Annotated in this window: 16 protein-coding genes; 9 read left to right on the top strand and 7 right to left on the bottom strand. The window is 69.7% G+C overall.

Going from position 1 to position 22,417, the window contains the following annotated elements; translation table 11 throughout:
- The first annotated feature begins 21 nt into the window (after window positions 1-21).
- Both ACFW0G_RS12140 and ACFW0G_RS12145 read left to right on the top strand, forming a co-directional pair.
- Window positions 22-945, top strand: coding sequence for a diiron oxygenase (locus tag ACFW0G_RS12140; RefSeq protein WP_378325060.1), 924 nt, complete (start codon window positions 22-24; stop codon window positions 943-945).
- Window positions 945-2,489, top strand: a complete 1,545-nt coding sequence (locus ACFW0G_RS12145; protein ID WP_378325061.1) for a flavin-containing monooxygenase — start codon at window positions 945-947, stop codon at window positions 2,487-2,489. The genes ACFW0G_RS12140 and ACFW0G_RS12145 overlap by 1 nt, the downstream gene beginning before the upstream one ends.
- A 3-nt stretch (window positions 2,490-2,492) precedes the next feature.
- Here ACFW0G_RS12145 and ACFW0G_RS12150 read toward each other — a convergent pair whose 3' ends face one another.
- The gene (locus ACFW0G_RS12150; RefSeq protein WP_378325062.1) at window positions 2,493-3,425 is read right to left on the bottom strand and encodes an alpha/beta hydrolase family protein; all 933 of its coding nucleotides are present in this window, start codon (window positions 3,423-3,425) and stop codon (window positions 2,493-2,495) included.
- Window positions 3,426-3,546: 121 nt separating this feature from the next.
- Here ACFW0G_RS12150 and ACFW0G_RS12155 point away from each other — a divergent pair, with 121 nt between their 5' ends.
- The gene (locus ACFW0G_RS12155; RefSeq protein WP_378325063.1) at window positions 3,547-4,140 is read left to right on the top strand and encodes a TetR/AcrR family transcriptional regulator; all 594 of its coding nucleotides are present in this window, start codon (window positions 3,547-3,549) and stop codon (window positions 4,138-4,140) included.
- Window positions 4,137-4,832, top strand: coding sequence for a maleylpyruvate isomerase family mycothiol-dependent enzyme (locus ACFW0G_RS12160; protein ID WP_378325064.1), 696 nt, complete (start codon window positions 4,137-4,139; stop codon window positions 4,830-4,832). Before ACFW0G_RS12155 ends, ACFW0G_RS12160 begins: the two co-directional genes overlap by 4 nt.
- 28 nt (window positions 4,833-4,860) lie before the next feature.
- On the opposite strand, the gene ACFW0G_RS12165 is transcribed toward ACFW0G_RS12160, so the two are convergent.
- The 6 genes from ACFW0G_RS12165 to ACFW0G_RS12190 all read right to left on the bottom strand — a co-directional run bounded on the left by ACFW0G_RS12165 (window position 4,861) and on the right by ACFW0G_RS12190 (window position 12,498).
- Complete coding sequence (locus tag ACFW0G_RS12165; RefSeq protein WP_378325065.1) at window positions 4,861-5,481, bottom strand: TetR/AcrR family transcriptional regulator; 621 nt, start codon at window positions 5,479-5,481, stop codon at window positions 4,861-4,863.
- 76 nt (window positions 5,482-5,557) lie between these two features.
- Window positions 5,558-8,104: a polynucleotide kinase-phosphatase gene (locus tag ACFW0G_RS12170; RefSeq protein WP_378325066.1), complete on the bottom strand. Its 2,547-nt coding sequence runs from the start codon at window positions 8,102-8,104 to the stop codon at window positions 5,558-5,560.
- Entirely contained in the window at window positions 8,101-9,522 is a 1,422-nt protein-coding gene (locus tag ACFW0G_RS12175) for a 3' terminal RNA ribose 2'-O-methyltransferase Hen1 (protein WP_378325067.1), read from the bottom strand. Before ACFW0G_RS12175 ends, ACFW0G_RS12170 begins: the two co-directional genes overlap by 4 nt.
- 41 nt (window positions 9,523-9,563) lie before the next feature.
- Window positions 9,564-10,529, bottom strand: a complete 966-nt coding sequence (locus ACFW0G_RS12180) for a sigma-70 family RNA polymerase sigma factor (RefSeq protein WP_378325068.1) — start codon at window positions 10,527-10,529, stop codon at window positions 9,564-9,566.
- Between the two features lie 377 nt (window positions 10,530-10,906).
- Window positions 10,907-11,983, bottom strand: a complete 1,077-nt coding sequence (locus ACFW0G_RS12185; RefSeq protein WP_378325069.1) for a class I SAM-dependent methyltransferase — start codon at window positions 11,981-11,983, stop codon at window positions 10,907-10,909.
- 122 nt (window positions 11,984-12,105) lie between these two features.
- Entirely contained in the window at window positions 12,106-12,498 is a 393-nt protein-coding gene (locus tag ACFW0G_RS12190; protein WP_378325070.1) for a DUF2511 domain-containing protein, read from the bottom strand.
- A 153-nt stretch (window positions 12,499-12,651) separates the two neighbouring features.
- On the opposite strand from ACFW0G_RS12190, the gene ACFW0G_RS12195 reads away from it, so the two are divergent.
- From ACFW0G_RS12195 to ACFW0G_RS12215, 5 genes are read left to right on the top strand one after another with little or no spacing between them, the layout of a single operon-like run.
- On the top strand, window positions 12,652-13,680 hold the full coding sequence (locus ACFW0G_RS12195) for a glycosyltransferase family 2 protein (RefSeq protein ID WP_378325071.1): 1,029 nt from the start codon (window positions 12,652-12,654) through the stop codon (window positions 13,678-13,680).
- A gap of 20 nt (window positions 13,681-13,700) precedes the next feature.
- Window positions 13,701-14,732, top strand: coding sequence for a ketoacyl-ACP synthase III family protein (locus ACFW0G_RS12200; RefSeq protein WP_378325072.1), 1,032 nt, complete (start codon window positions 13,701-13,703; stop codon window positions 14,730-14,732).
- Between the two features lie 2 nt (window positions 14,733-14,734).
- A complete protein-coding gene (locus ACFW0G_RS12205) occupies window positions 14,735-20,839 on the top strand; it encodes an SDR family NAD(P)-dependent oxidoreductase (RefSeq protein WP_378325073.1) in 6,105 nt (2,034 codons plus the stop codon).
- 55 nt (window positions 20,840-20,894) lie between these two features.
- A complete protein-coding gene (locus ACFW0G_RS12210) occupies window positions 20,895-21,704 on the top strand; it encodes a hypothetical protein (protein ID WP_378325074.1) in 810 nt (269 codons plus the stop codon).
- Between the two features lies 1 nt (window position 21,705).
- Window positions 21,706-22,416: an ABC transporter ATP-binding protein gene (locus ACFW0G_RS12215; protein ID WP_378325075.1), complete on the top strand. Its 711-nt coding sequence runs from the start codon at window positions 21,706-21,708 to the stop codon at window positions 22,414-22,416.
- Window position 22,417 lies beyond the last annotated feature (1 nt).

A 22,417-nucleotide genomic window follows, 5' to 3' on the forward strand; every position in this document is an offset into this window, starting at 1 on the left:
CCGTCATGATCGGGAGGCCTGATGGATGCGACGAAGCAGCCAAGCGAGCGGGAAGTCACAGCACGACGTTTGCTGCTCGGTTCGGTCAAACGCTCGTACGACCCCGATGTCGACATCGACTGGGACGCGCCGCTGGTCGAGGGCAAGTTCTTCACGCCGCCGAGCATGGTGACCCTGTACGGGACGCGGCTGTGGGACGAGCTGAGCGAACAGCAGCGGATCGAGATCTCGCGCCAGGAGATGATCAACACCGTCAGCGTGGGCATCTGGTTCGAGAACATCCTCAACCAGATGCTGCTGCGGATGACCTACGAACAGAACCCGACGCGCTCCCACGTGCACTACGCGTGGACGGAGCTGGGCGACGAATGCCGGCACATGACGATGTTCGGCAGGCTCATCGACAAGGCGGGCGGCCGCGTGTACCGGCAGGGGTTCGTGCTGCACAACCTCGGCCGGGTGCTGCCGTTCATCCTCACCGGGCCGTCCGTGTGGGTGGCGGCGCTGGTGGGTGAGGAGATCTTCGACGCGCTGCAGCGGATCACCATGAACGACGACGACCTGCAGCCGCTCGTGCGGCAGGTCATGCGCATCCACGTCACCGAGGAAGCGCGCCACATCCGCTTCGCCCGCGAGGACCTGGCGCGCCGGATGTCGCGGGCCCGCTGGCCGGAACGGGCGTTCGCGCGGCTCGTCGCGGGGATCGGCGCCCTGCTCCTCAAGGCGGTGCTCACCCGGCCGGAGGTGTTCCGCCGCGCCGGTCTCGACGCGGCGACGGCCCGCCGGGCGCGTCGCGAGGCCAGGAAGAATCCACATCGGGCGCGGATCTACGCGACCGGATTCGAGAAGCTGCGGGCGTTCCTGCACGAGCAGGACATCATCGCCGGGCCGAGCAGGCTGCTGTGGCGGATGTCGGGCCTGCACCCGGACGGCAAGGCGGCGTGATGACGACACCGGACCACGAAGTCGTCATCGTCGGCGCGGGTTTCGTCGGCCTGTGTGCCGCGATCCGCCTCAAGGACGCGGGCATCACCGACTTCGTCATCCTGGAACGCGCCGACGACATCGGCGGTACCTGGCGGGACAATTCCTATCCCGGTGTCGCGGTCGACATTCCTTCGGTGACGTACCAGTTCTCCTTCGCCCAGACCGGGAGCTGGAAGCGTGTGTTCGCGCGGGGTGCCGAGGTGAAGTCCTATGTGGACCACATCGCGGACTCCCGTGGCCTGCGTTCCCATGTGCGGCTGGGCAAGGGCGTCGTCGACGCCGAGTTCGACGGGAAGAACCACCACTGGGTCGTGACCACTTCGGACGGTGCGGTGCTGACCGCGCGGTTCCTGATCTCGGCGCACGGCGTGTTCGGCAAAGCGCAGATCCCGGACATCGAAGGCATCGACACCTTCGCGGGCAAGACCATTCACACCCTGCACTGGGACCATGACCACGACCTCACCGGGGAACGTGTCGCGGTCATCGGCACCGGCGCGTCCTCGGTGCAGCTGGTGCCCGCCATCGCCGATCGGGTCGCCCAGCTCGACGTCTACCAGCGCACGCCGATCTGGGTGGCGCCCAAACCGGAGTTCCGGCTGTCGCCGCGGGCCCGGTGGGTGCTGGAACACGTGCCGCCGGTGCGGTGGGCGGCCCGTGCGGCCGTCAGCAGCGGGATCGAGCTGGCGATGCTGTTCGGTGTCACCAATCACGCCCGGCTGCCGTTCCTGGTGAAGCTCATCCGCAAGCAGTCCGAGCAGCATCTGCGGCGTCAGGTCAAGGATCCGGAAACCCGGGCGAAACTGTTGCCGGGCTACGAATTCGGCTGCAAGCGCCCGGCGATCTCCAACGACTACTGGCGTACCTTCAACCGCGACGACGTCGAGCTGGTCACCACGCCCATCCGCCGCATCCTGCCCGGCGGCATCGAGACCGAGGGCGGCCGCGTCCGTCCTATCGACACACTCGTGCTCGCCACCGGGTTCAAGTTCTTCGAGTACGACAGCGTTCCCGGTTACGCGCTGCGGGGCGAGGGCGGGACGGACCTGCGCGACTGGTGGCTCGAGAACCGGTTCCAGGCCTACGAGGGCATCACGGTGCCGAGTTTCCCGAACCTGTTCCTGATCCCCGGCCCGCATTTCGCGACGAGCTGGTCGTGGCTCGTGATGGCCGAGACGCAGACCCGGCACGCCGAGCGCGTCATCAGCCACGCTCGGGGCCGGGGTGCCACCTACGCGGCCGTGCGGCAGGACGTGCACGACCGGTTCCTCGCCGAAGTGCGGCGTCAGCACCGGAAAGGGCTGTTCCTGGACCCGTCTTGCGCGGGTTCGAACAGTTACTACCTCGACCGCAACGGGGAACCGTCGATCGTCCGTCCACAATCGAGTCTCACCGCACGCTGGCGGGCCGGCCACTTCCCGCTGTCGCACTACGAACTCCGCACGGCACCCGGACCCCGGGTGGTTCCGGATCCGGCCCCGCGCGTCCGGTCCGCGAGCTGAGTTCTACTTGGATTCGATACGGCCCAAGGGATTCTCGCTCTCCAGCAAGGCCGACCAGCCGGCGTCCTCGATGCCGAGCGCGTGGCGAAGATAGGCCCAGGTGGCACGCTGGATCAGGGCGACCCGTCCGGGGTGCTCGTCCGTCGTTTCCTTGACCTCGTAGCCGGGGATGCCGCCCAGCGAATGTTCGGCCCCGAACAGTGTGAGCAGGCTCTTGGCTCCGGGGCTCAGGAAGTAGGGGTCGGCCATCCAGTCCGGCCCCCGCGTGGTCAGCGGGGAGTCGTCCCGATCGCCCGCGACCACGAGGGCGGGCGTGGTCATGTCCGCGAAACTCGGGTTCATGAACGGGAAGTGCTCGGCCGCGAACGGCGACAGGTCGGCCCCGCCGGTACCGGCCGTGGCCAGCAGCACACCCGCCTTGATCCGCGGGTCGGACAGGTCCTCGCCCTCCCCGGTCTCCGGATCGAGGACGCGCAGGCCCAGCAGATTGCCCGTCGTCTGCCCGCCGAAGGAGTGCCCGGCCGCGGCGATGCGGTTTCGATCGAGGCGGCCGCCGAGTCCGGGAACGGAAGTCTCCAGGAAATCCAGCTGGTCGAGTACGCGCTTCGCGTCCTCGACCCGGAATCGCCAGATCCGTGGCGTGCGGGGATCTCCGGGCGCGAGGTTCAGCGTTCTCGAGTCGAGATGGGTGGGTTGGATCACCACGAAACCGTGCGCGGCCCAGAAGTCGGCCAAGGGGCCGTAGCCGTCCAGCGACGAGCCGAATCCGTGCGAGAAGACGATGATCGGCAAGGCATCGCCGGTCGCGGGTGCGGACACCCGTACTCGCAGGTCGTCGCCGCGGCCCGGGGCAGGGAGCACCATCGGCTTCACCGAGACGACGGGAGCGGAGACGCCGAGATCGACGTCCGTGATCGCCGTGCCGGATGCGGTCATGAAGCGAACTTCCTTCCAAGCGAGTCCCTGATCTGCCATGATGAGCAAGCGGGACACTGTCCCGTTTGACGATACGGGACAGTGTTCCGTTTAGCAACGTCGGGAGCGGAGGCAAGGTGCGGTGAACGAGGGCGAACGTGTGGCCCGGCCCAAGCGGGCCGACGCGCGACGCAACGAGAAGACCCTGCTCGACGCGGCCGCCGCGGTCTTCGTCAGGTCGGGCGTGGAGGCGCCGATCCGGGACATCGCGGCCAAGGCCGGAGTCGGGACGGCCACGATCTACCGGCACTTCCCGACGCGAGCGGATCTGATCGTCGCCGTCTACCGGCACCAGGTCGAGTTCCTCGCCGAGGAGGGCCCCACCCTGCTGGAAACCAGCGAGACCCCGTACGCCGCGCTGGCGCGGTGGATCGACCTCTTCGTCGATTTCGTGGTCACCAAACAGGGGCTCGCGGCCGTGCTGCAGTCCGACGACCCCTGCTTCGACCCGTTGCACTCCTACTTCCTCGACCGTCTCGTGCCGGTGTGCAGCCGGTTGCTCGACGCCGCGGCGGCCGAGGGAGAGATTCGCTCCGGCCAAGACGCGTACGAACTCATGCGCGGCGTCGGTGGCCTTTGCGCGGGTGCCGGCGGCAATTCTCGCTATGACGCGCGGCGGCTGGTCGCGCTTCTCGTCGCGGGACTACGCCGAGTCGACGAGGGGGTCCGAAAGTGAACCTGGTCGAACAGCGGCTGGCATGGGTCGAAACGGGCGCGGAACGCGTACTGTCGCATGTGGACGTTTTGCCGGACGCGGAGTTCGCCACCGCGAGTACCTTGCCCGGCTGGACGGTCGCTCACCTCGTAGCCCACATCGGGTACAACGCCAAGGCGCTGTCGCGGCTGCTGCGCTGGGCCAGGACCGGTGTGGTGACACCGATGTACGCCGACGGCAAGATCCGTAACGCCGAGATCGACCACGGCGCTACCCTCGCCCCGGCGGAGCTGCGGGAACTGCTGCGCGACTACGACACCCGCCTGCGCGCCGTGCTGGCCGAGTTCCCCGGCGACGGCTGGGAAACGTTCGTGGTCACCGCGCAGGGAAAGGCCGTGCCGGTGGCGGAGGTGCCGTGGCTGCGGACGCGGGAGCTGTGGATCCACGGCGCCGATCTCGGCATCGGCGCCGGGTTCGACGACTTCCCGCCGGAGCTGCTCGACGCGCTGCTGACCGATCTCACGGCCGCCCGGCAAGGCAGGGGGCCCGGCCTGCTGCTGCGCCCGGTGGACAGGAGCAGGACCTGGCAGGTGGACGTCCCCGGTGCGCGACCGGCCACTGTGGACGGTTCGGCTGCCGATCTCTGCCGGTGGCTGACCGGCCGGGGTGCGGGGGCGCTGACCGATCCGCCCGACCTGGGAAGGTGGCTGTGACGAGCACCGCGTGTCCACAGAGGACGATTCAGTGGCCGAGAACCAGGAAGACCAGGTCGTCGACGAACTCGCACACGGCGGCCTCGGCCTCGGCGCTCGAATGCCGGGGCAGGGCCATCTGCGCGGCGCTCGGCGCTCCGACGGCGAGCAGCACGGCGGCGCGCGCGACCGGCAGGCGCACGGTCAGTCCCGCGTCCACGCATGACCGCAGCAGCACGGTGATGCGCTCGAGGGTGGGGTTGTTCTCGCGCGGTACTTCGTCCGTCGCGCGTTGTGCCTGCAGCAGCACCCGGTGCGCGCCCGGATTGCGGAGCAGGAACATCGCCAGTGCGTGCACCGACGCTCGTAGCCGATCCCGGGGATTGCCGCCCGCGGATTCGGCCGCGGCGTCCATGTGATCCCCGATGCGCCCGCGTTCGTAGCCGACCAGCGCGTCGACCAGCTCCGCCTTGCCGCTGAAATGCGCGTACGCGCTGGGCGCGGCGATGCCGAGACGCTTGGCCACGGCGCGCAGGGAAAGCCCGTCCGCCGCGCCGAGTTCGTTCAGCAGCACACTCGCCGTTTCGAGGATCTCGATGCGCAGCCGTTCGCCATGGCCCCGTTGATTGCGTTCCCGTTTGACGCGTTCACCCTCCATCTCGGGGTTCATTCTAGGAAAATAACACGCGCCCTATCGCCGGGGGACCCGAGTGAATCCCGCCGGGCGGGGTATTCGCGAGACGGTGTTACAGACGAGGATCGACGGGCTCGGATTCCAGTGCCAGCACACCGAACACCGCCTCGTGCACGCGCCACAGGGGTTCCCCGCCGGCGACCCTGGCCAGCGACTCGAGCCCGAGGCTGTATTCCCGGAGCGCGAGGGACCGCTTGCGGTTGAGCTTGCGTTCCCGCAGCCGCGCGAGGTTCCCCGGTTCGCTGTAGTCGGGCCCGTAGATGATCCGCAGGTATTCACGGCCCCGGCATTTGATGCCCGGCTGCGCGAGCCCGCGCTTGCCGCGCACCAGCCCGGCGAGTGGCTTGACGACCATGCCCTCGCCGCCCGCGTCTTCCGAGGTCAGCTCCGTCCACCACTTCGTGCCTGCCGCCACCGATGCCGGATCGTCGACGTCGACCACCAGGCGCCGGGTTGTGCGCAGGAGGCCGGGATCGGCCGCCACCAACCGGTCGATCCGCTCGAAATGCCAGGCGCGGTCGAGACCGGCGTAGGAGGCACCTTCGCCGGCCAGGATCGTGAACGGTGCGAGCGCGAGATCGGACAGTTCGCGGACCGGCCAGCAATAACGGCCGTAGGCCCTGGTGAACGCTTCGGCGTTGGCGAGCCGGGCACGCTGGCGCGCCACCAGCTCGTCGATGTCCTGGCCGCGGGACGCGGCTCGCTCCAGCAAGGAGATCGCGGCGGGCAGGACGGTCCTGGCGGCGGTGCCGACGGGGGCGTACTGCCGTCGCAGGAGGTCGCCCGCCTTGGCCGACCATGGCAGCAGCTCGGCGTCCAGCAGCACCCAGTCGGTCTCCAGTTCGTCCCACAGGCCCGCCGTGCCGACGGCGTCGCGAAGCCTGTCGAGCAGTTGGACACCGAGCTCCCGATCGTCACCCGTGAAGAACGGACGGCCGGTACGCGTGTGGATCACGCCCGCGGCGCCGTCGGTGGCGCCGAACCGTCGCCTGCCGGCTTCGGCATCGCGGCAGAGCAACACGACCGCGCGGGAGCCCATGTGCTTCTCCTCGCACATCACCTCGCGGACCTCGCCCCGGTAGGCGTCGAAGGCCTGCGCGGGGTGTTCGAGCAGATCGTCCACCGGGGACGTCGGGCACGGCGCCATGGTCGGCGGTAGATACAGCAGCCAATGCGGGTCGACGGCGAACCGGCTCATCACCTCGAGCGCGCCCGCGGCGTTCTCCTCCCGGATCTTGACACGGCCGAGGTGCCGGGTCTCGACGACCCGCGTGCCGAGGACGTCGTCGATGCGCAGCAGATCGGGCTGCCGCTCGGGTTCCGGCGCGCGCAGCGGCCGCACGGGTTCGTAGTGGACCGCTTCCGCGGGAACGGCCACGATTTCCCGTTCCGGCCAGCGCAACGCCGTCAGCGCGCCGCCGAACACACAGCCGGTGTCGAGGCAGAGGGTGTTGTTGTGCCACAGTGCTTCGGTGACCGGCGTGTGTCCATAAACGACAGACGCGGCGCCGCGGTATTCGTTCGCCCACGGGTGGCGCACCGGCAAGCCGTACTCGTCGGTCTCCCCGGTCGTTTCGCCGTAGAGGCAGAACGAGCGCACCCGGCCGGAGGCCCGGCCGTGGTATTCCTCCTTCAACCCCGCGTGTGCGACGACCAGTGCTCCGCCGTCGAGCCGGTAGTGGCTGACGAGCCCGTACATGAACTCCCGTGCCGCCGCGCGGAACTCCGCCGGTTCGGCGGCGAGCTGGGCGAGCGATTCGGAAAGTCCGTGGGAGACGGTCATCTTGCGGCCGTCGAGGGCGCGGACCAGCTTGTGCTCGTGATTTCCGGTGACACACAGTGCGGTGCCCGCCGCGACCATGCCCATGACCAGTCGGAGTACGCCCGGTGTGTCGGGGCCCCGGTCGACCAGATCGCCGACGAACACGGCCGTCCGGCCTTCGGGATGCCGTGCACCCGCCGGCCGTCCGGCTTCGTCACGAGTGACGACGTAGCCGAGCCGCGCGAGAAGCGTTTCGAGTTCCGACCGGCAGCCGTGGACGTCGCCGATGACGTCGAAGGGCCCGGTCAGCTCGCGCTTGTCGTTGTAGGCCTTCTCGTACTCGATCTCGGCGGCGGCCACTTCCTCCACAGTGGACAGAACGTGGACCTTGCGGAAGCCTTCCTTGGTCAGCTGGCGCACCGAGCGGCGCAGTGCCTCGTGCTGCCGCCGGAGCACGTGGCCGGGCAGGTCGCGGTGCTCGGCGTTCCGCCGCCGCGCCACCGATTCCGGCAGGTCGAACACGATCGCGACCGGCAGCACGTCCTGCGCGCGGGCCGCCGCGACGAGCTTCGCCCTGTCCTCGCGGTGCAGATGCGTGGCGTCGACGACGGTGAGCCGTCCGGCGCGCAGTCGCTTGCCCGCCACGTAGTAGAGCGCGTCGAAGGCGTCCGGTGTCGCGGACTGGTCGTTCTCGTCGTCGGCGACCAGGCCGCGGAACATGTCGGAGGAAAGGACCTGGGTCGGCGCGAAGTGGGTACGAGCGAAGGTGGACTTGCCCGATCCCGAGGCGCCGACGAGCGCTACCAGGCTCAGTTCGGGGATGGCGAGCTTTGTCATGACGTTCCTTCGTTCTTGGTGAACACGGCGAGCTGTGTCGGCGCGCCCCGTTCGGGGTCTTCCGGTCCGACCGGCAGCAGCCGGTTTTCGTAGCCGTAGGTGGTGCTCACCTCGTCCGCCCAGGCGGCGAACTCGGCGCGAGTCCATTCGAACCGGTGATCCGGATGCCGTTTCGTGCCGGCGGGCAGGGATCCCCAGCGAGTGTTGTACTCGGCGTTCGGTGTCGTCATGACCACAGTGGACGGACGGGCGACTCCGAACACCGCGGCGGCGAGTGCGGGCAGGCGTGGCAGGTCGAGGTGTTCGACCACTTCGGACAGTACGATCGCGTCGTAGCCGATGAGCCGGTCGTCGGCGTAGGTGACCGATCCCTGGAACAGCTTGATCCGCGCTCGCTGGCGTTCCGGCAGGTTTTCCAGCCGGAGCCGGGCTTCGGCGGTGTTCAGCGCTCCCGCCGCGACGTCGACCCCGACGACCTCGGTGAACTCCCGTTCCGACAGCAGCGTACGCAGGAGATTTCCTTCACCGCAGCCGAGATCGACGACACGGGCCGCGTGGGCGGTGCGAAGCTCGGCGAGGATCGCGGCGCGTCGTTGTTCGGCGAGGGAGGGTAGCCGTTCGTCCGCCGTGTCATGGGTGTTCGACACCTCGGGCGTCTCGTCCGCTTCGGCCGGGCGATCGTCCAATTCGGACAGTCGAGCGAGCGCCTCGGAGGCGAACCGGCGCTGGTGGGCGAGATAGCGCGCGGTGATCAGCTCCCGCTCCGGGTGCGCGGCCAGCCATTCGCCTCCGGCGCGGATCAGCTTGTCCACCTCGTCGGCAGCGACCCAGTAGTGCTTGGCGTCGTCCAGCACCGGCAGCAGGACGTACAGCTGGGTCAGCGCGTCGGACAGCCGGAGCGTGCCGGTCAGGCGCAGGTCGACATACCGGCTCTCGCCCCACTCGGGGAACGCCGGATCGAGGGCGATCGGGGTCGCGGACACCGTCCAGCCGAGCGGGCCGAAGAGCCGTCCGGCGAACTCCGGACCACCGCGGCAGGGCAGCACGGGAACGTGGAGTTCCAGCGGGATCCCCGTTTCCGCGAGTTCCGGCCGCGCCGTGCAGCGGCCCTTCATCGCCGAGCCGAACACCTTGCCCAGTGCGACCGCGAGCAGCGACGACGCGGCGTACGGCCGGTCGTTGACGTACTGGCCCAGCGAGAAGCCCTCGCTCGACGAACTGCGCGCCGAACGGACCAGTTCCACCGGGTCGACCTCGAGTACCAGCGCCGTGGTGCAGCGCTCGTCCGAGACCTCCGGGTACACGACGTGGGCCACTCCGGCGGCCAGTTCGAACCGCTGCGTGCGATCGGGATGCTTGTGCAGCAAATGGCCGAGGTCGCTCGCCGGGTGGTGGGTGGTCGTGATGGTCAGCAGCACGCCGGTCAGTATTCCCGACAAGCGGTGGTGGTCACGAACGGTTATCGCGGCAAAGTGTCAGGGCAGCCGAACCGGGCGGCGAGGCCGGGATCGCCGAAGACCGTGATGCGGGCGAGGCCGGCCGGGCTGGTGGTGAGCACGGCCACGCCGTACACGTGGTGTGCTCCGTCTTCGCCGAGCCGATAGGCCATGGCGGCGGGCTGGCCGTTGGCGCTGACCGGGAGCATCCGCCAGTCGCCGGGCTCGCCGAGGGCGTACCGGGTGAGATAGGGCAGGCAGGTGGCGCGTCCGGCGAACCACGTGCGCGACGGGGTCACCTCGAGGACGGCGTCCTCGCGCAGGATTCGTTCCAGCGCGGTGGGATCGGCGTTCTCGAAGGCGGAAATGTACTGCTCCAGCAACGCGCGGCTCTGCGGTTCGGTGGGTTCGGTGACCTGGTCGGCGGCAGGCGCGACCTCGTCCATCCGGGCGCGTGCGCGCTGGAGCGTGCTCTTGACCGCCGCCGTGCTCGTGCCGAGCAACTCGGCGACGTCCGCGGCGGGCCAGGCGAGGACGTCGCGCAGGATCAGCACCACGCGCTGGCGAGCGGGAAGATGCTGCAGGCTGGCGACGAGCGCGAGCCGCAGAGTGTCGCGCTCCGCGACGACGGTGGCGGGATCGGCCGGGATCGGCTGCAACCAGACGATGCCGGGAGCGAGTTCCGGCTCCGTGTCCGGGTCGGTCGCGGGGGCGCCGAGGCCGGAGGGAAGGGGACGGCGGCCGCGGTTCTCCAGCGCGGTGAGGCAGGCGTTGGTCGCGATGCGGTACAGCCAGGTGCGGATCGACGAGCGGCCTTCGAAGCGATCGTAGGCACGCCAGGCGCGGAGGTAGGTCTCCTGGACGAGATCCTCGGCCTCGTCCAGTGTGCCGAGGACGCGGTAGCAGTGCGCCAGCAGCTCGCGCCGGAACGGCTCGGTGTGCCGGGCGAAATCCTCGTGGTCCGGCGCGGTTTCGACGCGCTGTGCCATCGCGACTCCCTGGTTCGTGTGCCTGCTCTCCCTGTATAGACCGGGTTGGCGGAGTGAAGGAATCGCTTTGTCCGGAAGTGGGCTCCGACCTGGGGTTTTTCGGAGGTGTCCACAGGGGTTCGGCGGTGTGGACAACCGGTGGGGTTTTCGATCTTGGACGGGGTTCTGTCGTGTTTCGGCGCTAGGATGGTTGCGGGGTCGTCCCCCAGGGAGGGTGGGGGATACCCAGGTGGTGGCAGGGAAGGTTGCCGCTCCCGCGTCCCGAACGCGTCGTTGAGGACGGTGAGTGTCCCGAACGGAGCGTTCGCGTCGCGCGTTGCCGCCGCGTGCGGCCCCGTGACGCAACAATCCACAAAGGACATAGCGGGAAGCGGAGTTCAGGAGCGTGGGATCCAGGACGGCGGAGCGCCGTCCAGATTCGTGGCCTTCTCGACGAAACACAGGTTGTGGTAGAAGTGCAGCCCACCGATCGTGGCGTCCGTCGCGCGCGGCCGCCGTCCGTCGATGTCCTCGTGGTTCAGCCCGTCCACGAGCTGTTTGAGGAAACCGACGCTCGTCGCCGGGTCGTCGAACACGTCGGCCCGGCCGCCGAAGTTCGGCCAGTACGAGGTCTGCAGATCTTCCAGTACGTAGAGGCCGCCGTCGCGCAGTACGGGGAAGAGCGCCTCGAAGGAGGCCAGCAGATGCGCGCTCACGTGGCTGCCGTCGTCGATGACGATGTCCGGCGGCCCGGTCTCCGCGACGACGTCCGAGAGGTCGGCGGGTGATGACTGGTCGCCGGCGAGCACGGTGAGGCGTTGTTCGGACAGGGCGGACTTGTCGGTGATGTCCAGCCCGAAGACCGACGCCCGCGGGAAGTATCGTTTCCACACGTGCAAAGAAGCACCGCCCTGGCCGGGGTCCGCGTAGCCGCCGACACCGATCTCGAGGATCGTCAGCGGGCGATCCCGGATCGCGTCGAAATGGCGTTCGTAATGCCGGGGATACTGGTGGATGCCCCATTTGTCGGAGCCATAGCGCACGCACAGCTCGGACAGCCCCGTCGCGTACGGCCGGTCGATGGCGTCGAGCAGGCGGCGCACCACGGCGAACGTTGGCGGCGGGTCGGCGATGAACTCCCGCGAGTCCAGGTCCCGCCAGCGCAGGACCCGGGTCGCTGCCGGACGCGGACCGCGTGGCCCGAACAACCCTTGCACGACCTCGGCCAGCGACTGTTCGACGACGGCGTCCGGCGCCGCCCCCGATGGCTCGCCGGGCAGGTGCACCGAGACGGCGTCCCCGCCGTGCCGCAGCACGAACCGCACCTCCGCTTCGGTGTCCGCACCGATATCGGCCCGGTGCCGCAGCTCGCCGAGCACGATGTCCGCGACCACTGGCGCGCCCAGGTCGTCGATGGTCGCGATCACCCCCTCCAGCGGACCACCCGCCGCCGAAACGAGCCGTGTGATTGCCACGCGAGTTTCCCCAGCCACCCGTGTCATTCTTCGATGATCGCGAGAAACGTGGCCCGGGAACAAGACGGTGTCATCCGTTTGGCAGTGCGCTCACATCTTCCGTGACAGTTCCGCTGTCGCCGTCACTCTCCCGCCTTGCACAGGCCGAGCGTCTTGCCGATCAGCGAGCCGAGGCTGATCTTGTCGTTGTCCGCCCCGGTGGCACGCAGCGGCTCGATGCTCGCGATCCCCGCTTCGGCCGCCTTGTCGTTGAGTGCGTACGCCTTTCCGTCCGGCGCGACGAACACCGCCTGCGGCCCGGGACGGCATTCCATCGTGCCGTGGTCGACGGTGAGCGGCCACATGTACGCGAGGTTCTGCCGTGACACCTCCTGGCGGTTCGAGGTCGGCTTCGGCAACGGCACGGGTGCGCTGTTCGGCGGATTGTTCGCGCCGGAGCCGCCACAAGCGGCCGTCAGCACGAGGCCGAGTGCCGCGACGGTGCCGGCGATCCAGCGGAGGAGCTGCGCGTTCATGGTTCTCCCTAAGGACGGACGGTCGTCGTGGCAGGTACGTAGCGTGCTGCCGCCGAGCGGTTCACCGCGGCGCCAAGACGGCAGGATTGGCAGTCCCGGCGCGGTTACATTCCCTGGTGGAGCCTTTCGCTCGAGGAGACACCGGGGGAATTCATGGCGTTTGCGCCGAGGATCGACGTCGTCTGCACCGCGTTCAACCGTTCGGACGCGATCCGGCCGACCATCGACAGCGTGCTGGCCCAGACCGTCGAGGACTGGTCCCTCATCGTCGTGTCCGACGGATCCACCGACGACACCGACGACGTCGTCCGCTCCTACTCCGACCCGAGGATCCGGCTGATCCGCGTCGAGCCCTACGGCCACCCCGGCGGGCCGCGCAACGTCGGCGTAGCGGCGGCGAAGGCGCCGTACGTCTGCTATCTCGACCACGACGACGTCTGGTTGCCCGAACACCTCGAAGTGCTGCTAGGCCGCCTCGAATCCGGTGCCGAGCTGGTGGCCACCGGCTGCGTCCGCGTCGACGAGGACGGCGTCGAACGCGAGCGCACCGGGCTCACCGACCTGATCTGGCATCCGGAGATCCAGACCGTCAACGTCATGTTCGAACCCTCCCGCGTCGGGCACGCGCGGCCGTTGCTCGCCGAGGCGGGTGGCTGGTCCACCACGCGGGCGGGGTTCGAGGACTGGGACCTGTGGTTCCGCCTGACCCGCGCGGGCCACGACTTCACCCTCGCCGAAGAACGCACGTCGGTCCAGGTGCTCGGGGCGGGCACCCGTCGCAACGAGCTGCGCGCCCAGCACGCCGTCGTACTCGGACGCGCCGACGACGAGGAGACCGCGCGGGTCGCGATGGCCGCGATCGACGAGCAGCGGTTCGCACTGCGGGAGCGGTTCATCGGCGAACTCTGCCGCTGGTACGCGGAACTGGCGGGCACCGGCCGCTACCACGCACCGCCCGGGACCACGGTCGAGCGGATCGGCGCCCACCTGCACGACGAGTTCCTCGGCGCGGACAAGCCGAGCCTGCTCGAACAGCTGGTGTACGCGCCGGTCGGCGACAGCGTCGCGATCTTCCTGCCGCTGTGGTGCATGTCCGCCGACCACGTGCGCGACATCGGTGACGTCATGTTCACGCGCTATCCCGGGCAACGGGCGCACTTGCGTGCGCTGCTTCACGGCTGACCCGGTTTCGGAGGGGAACAATGCGGATCGACAACGTGTATCTCGCGTCGGCAGGGGTGTGGCTGCCCCGGCGGATGTCCGGGGCCGACGCCGTCGCGCTCGGCCAGTACGAGCAGGACGACCTGATCGACAGCGGTCTCGACGGCGCACTGGTCGCGGGTGACGCGGCACCGGTCGACATGGCCGTTTCGGCGGCGGAACAGGCGTTGACGCGTGCCGGTATCCACGCGGGCGACGTCGATCTGCTCGTCCACAGCAGCGTTTTCCGGCAGGGCCCGGAGATGTGGGCCGCGACCGGTTACCTGGTGCGCGAACTGGGCTGCGGCTATCCGCCCGCGTTCGAGATCCGCCAGGGCTGCAACGGCATGATGCGGGCGCTGGAGATCGCCGCCGGGCAGTTCGCGCTCGCGCCGGGCACCGCGCTGCTCACCGCCGCGGACAACTTCACCTCGCCGGTGTTCGATCGCTGGCGCGGCGGCGGGCCAGGGTTCGTCGTCGGCGACGCCGCCAGTTCGTTGCTGCTGAACAGCACCAGCGGATTCGCCGCCGTCCGTTCGGTGAACTCCGCGACCGTGCCGGAGCTGGAAGGGCTGCACCGCGGTCAGGAACCCTTGTACAGTCCCGAGGCCGACCGGCCCATCGACATGACCGCGCGGGCGCTGTGGTTCGTCCACTCCGGACAGACGGTGCCCGGCGCGAACGACCACGCGGTCAAATGGCAGCTGGAAGTCGTGCACCGGTCGCTGAACGAGGCCGGGATCGCGCCGTCGCAGCTCGCGCGGGTGTTGTTCACGCACTGCGCCGGGTACATGGTCGACCAGTGGATCATGCGGCCGCTCGGGCTGCCGATGTCGCGGTCGGCCTGGGAGTTCGGCAGGACCGTCGGCCATCTCGGCGCGAGCGATCACGTCGTCGCGTTGAATCACCTGCTGGAAACCGGTGAACTCGCGCCGGGCGACCATGTCCTGCTCGCCGGGGGCGCGCCGGGGTATTCCGTGTCGGCGGCGGTGCTGACCATCACCGACCGACCGGCCTGGGCCGGAAGGGAGTGACCATGCGTGACCCGATCGCGATCATCGGCATCGGCTGCCGTTTCCCCGGAGCACAGGGCCTTGACGGCCTTTGGCGGCTGCTGGAGTCCGAAGTGGACGCCATCGAGGAGATCCCCGCCAGCCGGTTCGACGTCGGCGCGGTATACGACCCGCAACCGGCGACGCCCGGCAAAACCGTGTCGCGGTACGGTGGTTTCCTCGACGACATCGATCGGTTCGACGCCGCGTACTTCGGGATCTCACCCCGTGAGGCCGCGCACCTGGACCCGCAACAGCGGTTGCTGCTGGAGACCGCCGCCGACGCGCTGCACGACGCGGGACTCACCGCCGAGCGGCTCGCGGGCGGCCGCGCCGGGGTGTTCGTCGGCCAGCTGACCACGAACTACTGGGAACACCTGAGCAGGCGCGGAATCCTCGACATCTACGCCAATCTCGGCACCGCGCGCAGCAGTCAGTCGGGGCGGCTGTCGCACGCCTTCGATCTGCGCGGGCCGAGCGTTTCGGTCGACACGGCGTGTTCGTCGGGTCTGGTCGCGGTACATCTGGCGTGCCAGAGCCTGCGTTCCGGTGAGTCGGAGGTCGCGCTCGCGGCCGGGGTGAACGTCATCCTCAGCGCTGACGAGGGCATCACGTTCTCCCAGGCGAACATGCTGTCCCCGGATGGCCGGTGCAAGTTCGGCGCTGCCGCCGCGGACGGGTTCGTCCGCAGCGAAGGCGTCGGCGTGGTGGTGCTGAAACCGCTTTCCCGCGCCCTCGCCGACGGCGACCCCGTGCACGCCCTGGTGCTCGGCTCCGCGGTCCGCAACGATGGCGAGAGCGGCGGTTCGATGATGACGCCCGCCGAGGAGGGGCAGGTCGAGACGCTGCGGGCGGCCTACGCGGACGCCGGTGTCGATCCCGCGGAGGTCGGCTACGTCGAGGCGCACGGTACCGGGACACCGGTCGGAGACCCGGTCGAACTCCGTGCCATGGCAAGGGTTTTCGGTGACTCGCGGCGATTGCCGGTGGGCTCGGTCAAGACCAACATCGGGCACGCCGAGTCGGCGGCGGGGATCGCCGGGCTGGTCAAGGCGGTGCTCTGCCTCCGGCATCGGCGGATCCCGGCAAGCCTGCACGCCGGTGCGCTGACTCCGGCCGTCGACTGGTCGACGCTGCCGGTCGAGATCGTGCGCGAGGCCCGTCCGTGGCCGAGTTCCGGCCGGGCGATCGCCGGGGTCACGTCTATCGGGATCTCCGGCACGAGTGCGCATTGCGTGGTCGCCGAACACGTTCCGGACCCCGTTCCGCCCGAGACCGAGCCGAGGGCGTCGCGGCTGCTCGCCCTCTCCGCACGCAGTCGTCCGGCGCTGCTCGACCTCGCCATGTCCTCTGTGGACTACCTCGAAACCGACAGTGGCGCGGCACTTGCGGACATTTGCTTCACCGCGGGTGCGTGTCGTGATCACCACGAACACCGCATGACCGTTGTCGGCGCTTCCCGCGGCGAGATGGCCGAAAAACTACGTGCCTTTGTGGACGGTCGTCCGGCTCGTGGCGCCGGGATCGGCGAAGCGACGGGGACACCGAGGATCGTGTTCGTCTTCCCCGGTCAGGGTTCCCAGTGGTCCGGAATGGCGCGTGAGCTGCTGCGCTCGGCTCCCGCCTTCGCCGCCGCGCTCGCCGAATGCGACGCGGCCGTGCGGGCCGAAGCCGGATGGTCGCCGATCGAGCTGCTGACCGACGGCGGGCTCACCGGGATCGCTTACGTGCAGCCGACGTTGTGGGCCGTCGAGGTCGCTTTGGCCGCACAGTGGCGTTTCTGGGGCGTGCTGCCGGACGCCGTGGTGGGACACAGCATGGGCGAGGTCGCGGCGGCATGTGTTGCGGGATCGTTGTCCCTCGCCGACGGCGCCGCCGTGATCTGCCGCCGCAGCGCAGTGCTCGCCGGAGTCGCGGGCAAGGGTGCGATGGCCTCGGTGGAGCTGACCGTGGAACAGGCCGAGGCGGAGATCGCGCCGTGCTCGGATCGGGTGTCGGTGGCCGTGAGCAACAGCGAAAGCTCGACAGTGCTGGCCGGCGACCCGGTGACGCTCGACGAGGTCCTCGCCCGGCTCGACGAACGCGAGATCTTCCACCGCAAGATCAAGGTCGACGTCGCGTCGCACAGCCCGCAGATGGACGCACTGCGTCCGGAACTGCTCACCGCGATCGCCGGAATGGAACCGGCTCCGGGCGACGTGCGCATGGTGTCCACTGTGGATGGTACCGACCTCGGCGGAACCGAGCTGACGGCGGACTACTGGGCGCGAAACTTGCGTGAACCGGTGCGATTCGGTGCCGTGACACGTGCGCTCGCCGAGGAAGCTCCGACGATCTTCGTCGAGATGAGCCCGCATCCGTTGCTGGTGTCCGCGGTGCGGGAAACGCTCGACGCTGTCGGATCGGGTGCCGTCGTGGCGTCGACGCGCCGTGACGAGCCGGAACTCGCGACGCTGCTGGACTCCCTCGGTGCGGTGCACCGCGCGGGTGGGCGAGTGGACTGGGCAGCGGTGTGCCCCGGCCGCACGGTTCGGCTGCCCGGCTACCCCTGGCAGCGGGAACGGCATTGGTACATCGAGGAATCCGCGCCCGTGGCGCATCCGCTGCTGCGAGGCTTCACCAAGACGGCCGACGGCCGGTGGGAGGGCAGGATCGACCTGTCCGTCAACGCCTACCTCACCGGACACCAGGTTCAGGACACCGTGGTGCTGCCAGGGACGGCGTACGCGGAACTCGTGCTCGCGGCGGCCGAGGGACCGGTCGAGCTGCGGGACATCACTTACCACCGTGCGATCTACCTCGACGCGGAACCGCAACTGGGGCTGGAGGTCGCCGACGGCCGGTTCACCGTGTCGTCCCGCTCTGGCGAGTCCACTTGGGACACCTGCGCGTCCGGCTCGGTACATACTGTCCCGGCGTCGCGCCCGCGGATGGCGCCCGCCGAACTCCACGGCGGAGCCACGGAACATTTGAGCGGCGAGCAGTTCTACGAACGGTTCACCGTGTCCGGCAACCAATGGCTCGGCTCGTTCCGGGGGATCGCCGATCTGTGGCGTCGTGATGACGAAGCCGTGGCGAAGATCGAAATTCCTTCCTCCATTGTGGACACAATCGGCGCGCACGTCTTCCATCCGGCGGTCCTGGACGCCTGCGGTCAGGTGCTCGCGGCCACTGTGGACGCTGCCGAACACGCCGGGCACGGCGCCACGTTCGTCCTCGGCGGCATCGACGCGCTCCGCGTTCACGAGCGGCCGCGCGGAACGGTGTGGTCGCACGCGATCCGGACCCGTGACGAGCGAGACGATTCGTTCACCGGCGACGTCACGGTGACCGACGAGGACGGAAAGGTCCTCGCCGAGTTCACCGGCCTGCGCCTGCAATACCTCGACCCCGTGCCGGAGGCCGAGCCCGCGGACCTGTTCCACGAGGTGTGCTGGCGACGGGCGCCCGCGCCGGAACCGGTGGAGTCGTCCGGCTACTGGGTCGTGTTCACCGACGGTGCCGGTGTGGGCGCCGACCTGGCCGCGCGGCTGGGGTCCCGCGTCGCGATCGTTCTCCCGGGCGAGGAATTCCGCGTCGAAGCGCCCGGCCGCTACCGGATCGACCCGGACGCCGAAGCGGACTACCAGGCGGTCTTCCGCTCCGTCCGGGGTGAGAACCCTGGTGTCACTTGCCGGGGTGTCGTGTACCTGTGGAGCCTGGACGCGTCCGGCCCCGACGACGTCGTGGCCTGCCGGAGGGTGCCGCACCTCGCCAGGTCGCTCGACGGACACGCCGGGCTGTGGCTGGTCACCCGGGGCGCGCACCGGATCGGCGGTGATCGGGTGGTGCGGCCGGAGCAGACCGCGTTGTGGGGCCTCGGCCGGACGCTGGCGCGGGAGCAGCGCGACCGCCGGGTGCTCGTCGATCTGCCCGAGGACGCGCCGGTCGATCTGGCGCGTGAGATCCGGGCGGCCGACGACGGCGAGAACCAGATCGCGCTCCGTGCCGACGGCCGGTACGTCGCCCGGCTGGTCCGTGGTGTCCCGGAAGCGGTCTCGGGCCCGTCCGAGATCCGGCCCTCCGCGCCCGGTCTGCTCGACGAACTCGCGCCACGGCCCGCTTTCGCCGTCGATCCCGGCCACGGTGAGGTGCTGATCCGGGTCGGCCACACCGGTGTGAACTACCGGGACGTTCTGATGGCGACCGGCACTTACCCGGGGCAGGGCGCCGAAATCGAGCTCGGCTGGGAATGCGCCGGGACCGTCGCCGAGATCGGTCCCGGTGTGGCTGGACTGTCCATAGGGGACAGTGTCGTGGCGGCGACGGGTTCGGCGATGGGGACGCACGTCCTCGCCGACGCGCGTCTCGTGCTCCCGATGCCCGCGCGGCTCACCGAGGCGGAGGCCGCGACGCTGCCGATCGCCTATCTGACGGCGTACTACGGCCTTCAGGTTCTGGGCCGTTTGCGGGAAGGTGAGCGGGTACTGGTCCATTCGGCGACCGGCGGTGTCGGGATAGCGGCTGTTCGTTACGCGCAGTGGAAAGGTGCCGAGGTCTTCGCGACGGCGGGGAGCACGGGGAAGCGCGCGTTGCTGCGCACACTCGGCGTGCGGCACGTGAGCGATTCCCGGTCGGTCGATTTCGCCGACGACGTGCTGGCGGCGACGCGCGGGCGCGGCGTCGACGTCGTACTCAACACGCTGACCGGGCCCGCGATCGAGGCGAATCTCCGCACACTGGCGCCCTATGGTCGTTATGTCGACATCAGTAAACGGGACGTCATCGGGAACACACCGGTCGGGCTCGGCCCGTTCGGCAAGAACCTGACGTACTCGGCCTTCGATGTCACGGATCTCCTGCGTGAGCGGCCGGAGGAGGCGGCGGCCGCGTTCGAGCACGTCCTCGGTCTTGTCGATGCCGGACTGCTCGACCCGCTGCCGCACGAGACCTACCCGGCGACCGACGCGGCCGCGGCGTTCCGGCGGATGGCGTCGGCACGGCACACCGGCAAGCTCGTCCTCGATTTCACCGGTGTCCAAACCGGACAGACGGAGATCCGGCCGGACGCGACGTACATCGTCACGGGCGGGCAGGGCGGCCTCGGCCGTGTCGTCTGCGAATGGCTGCTGGACAATGGAGCCACACATGTCCTTTCGCTGGGGCGTTCGGCGGTCGCGGACACCGGCGATCCCCGTATCGTCCATGAGCAGGTCGACGTCGCCGACGAGGCCGCGTTGCGTGCCGTGCTGCGTCGCCGGGAGGAGGCCGGGCTGCCGGTGCCCCGTGGGGTCGTGCACGCGGCAGGGGTGGTCGACTACGCCGCGCTCGACGAGGTGACTCCGGCGAAGTTCGCGGAGGTGCTGCGGCCCAAGGTCGCGGGCGGCTGGGCGCTGCACCGGGTGCTGCTCGGCAGGTCGCTGGACTTCTTCGTGCTGTTCTCGTCCGGCTCGTCGATCCTCGGCTCGCCGCGGCTGGGTGCCTACGCGGCGGCCAACGCCTTCCTCGACGGGCTCGCCGCGCACCGGCGGCTGGCCGGATTACCCGCGACGAGTGTGAACTGGGGATTCTGGTCGGGGACCGGCATGGTCGCGCGATACGAGCGTGAGCACGCGCGCGGACTCACGCCGAAGGGGTTCGCCAGCTTCGGGCCGGAGACCGGGATGGCCGTGCTGGGTGAGCTGCTCGACCGCGACGTCACGCAGGCCGCGGTGCTCGCCGCGGACTGGCCGCGCTGGGCCGCCGCCTATCCCGAGGCGGCGAGTGATCCGCTGCTGCGGGAACTCGTCGGTTCGGTTACGCCCGAGCCGGTTCCCGAGCCCGCCCCGATCGCTGAGCCTGAGCCCGCTGCTCCGGTCAGTGATCTGACGGCGTATCTCGCCGCCGAGATCGCCGGGGTGATGGGTCTGCCGGTCGACCGGCTCGACCTCGGACAGCCGCTGAACCGGCAGGGTTTCGACTCGCTAATGGCCGGGCAGGTGCGGGGCAAGGTCAAGCAGGGCCTCGGTGTGTTGCTGCCGATCACCCGGATGCTCAGCGGCGAGAGCGTCGTCGAGCTGGCGAACGGGCTGCGCGAAAAACTCCGCGAAAGTCACCCGGACGGGGCGTGAACCGCTCCGGCGCCGGCCGCTACGTACCCGGTAGTCCGACGCTGAGGAGTGAATTGTGGCTACCACCGCACCGGCCAGGGCGGCCGAGGCAGGCGCCCGGCGGGACCGGCCGTCCCTGTGGACCGTCACCGGCACCGAACTGATCAGGATGCGCCGGGGTTTCGTCGGCTGGTACGTGCTGCTGGCGCCCGTCGTCATCACCGTCCCGCTGTACGTCACGTCGTTGTTCTCGCCCGAAGCGCGTTCCGGCAAGACCTGGCAGGTGTTCCGGGACGTCTCGCTCGAAGGCTGGGGTGTCCTCATCCCGATGACCGCGGCGCTGCTCTCGGCGCTGTCGGTCCGCGCGGATCAGGACGCCTGGCGGCTGTTGCTGTCCTACGCCGTGCCGCGCCCGCGTTACCTGCTCGGCAAGTTCGCCGCGCTGGCCGTGCTCACCGGCGTGTCCACAGTGATCCTCGCGGTGCTGCTGTCCGGCGGTGCCGCGCTCAACGGGCAGCTCGGCGCCGGCTTCGGCACGATCGTCGCCGCGTGTTTCCTGCCCTGGCTCGCCGGGCTGGCCACGACAGCGCTGGCGCTGGTGGTCGCGGTCATGTGGGGGCTCGGGCCGACGATCGCGGTCGGCGTCGCCGGGATGCTGAGCGGAATGCTGGTCTCCGACAAGGACTGGTGGTACGCGATCCCGTTCGCCTGGCCGATGCGGGTCATCCTTCCGCTGGCCGGGATCGGGCCCAACGGTGTCCCGCTGCGGGCGGACAGCCCGCTGCGCGACCACGGCGTCATCCTGCCCGCCGTCGCCCTCTCGGCGGTCTTGCTCGCCGTGCTGCTCGCGGCAGGCAGTGTCCACATGCGACGGAAGGAGATCTGACGTGCACGCCCTCGAGGTTTCCGCGCTCCACAAGCATTACGGCGCTCACCGCGCGCTCGACGGCGCCGAGCTGGAGGTGCGGGCGGGCGAGGTGTACGGCCTGCTCGGCCCCAACGGCGCCGGGAAGTCGACGCTGATGAAGACCGTGCTCGGCCTGCAACGCCCCACCAGCGGGGAAATCCGGCTCTTCGGGAAACCGTACGATCGGGCGTTGCTCGCCGATGTCGGCGCGCTGATCGAGACGCCGGGGCTGTGGCCGCAGCTGGACGCCGTCGCGCACCTGCGGATCCACGCGCGGCTGCGTGGCGTGCCGGAGAGCTGGATCTCCCACGTGCTCGACGTCGTCAAGATGGGCGACGTCCGGGAGCGCAAGGTCCGCGCGTACTCGCTCGGGATGCGCTGGCGGCTCGGCATCGCGATCGCGTTGCTCGCCCGGCCGCGGCTGATCCTGCTCGACGAGCCGACCAACGGCCTCGACCCGGTGGGCATCCGGGAGATGCGCGGCATCATCCGGGCACTGGCCGACGGCGGCACCACGGTGCTGATCTCCAGCCATCAGCTGCCGGAGATCGCGCAGGTCTGCGACCGGATCGGGGTGCTGGTCGCCGGCCGGACGCGATACCAGGGGGAGCTGCGGGGGCTGGCCGTGAACGGCGACCTGGAGGCCGGATTCTTCCGGATCCTGGAAACCTGCGGCTCCGGCGTCCGCTGAC

The organism is Amycolatopsis sp. NPDC058986 (assembly GCF_042741125.1).
In the GTDB taxonomy this organism is placed as follows: Bacteria; Actinomycetota; Actinomycetes; order Mycobacteriales; family Pseudonocardiaceae; genus Amycolatopsis.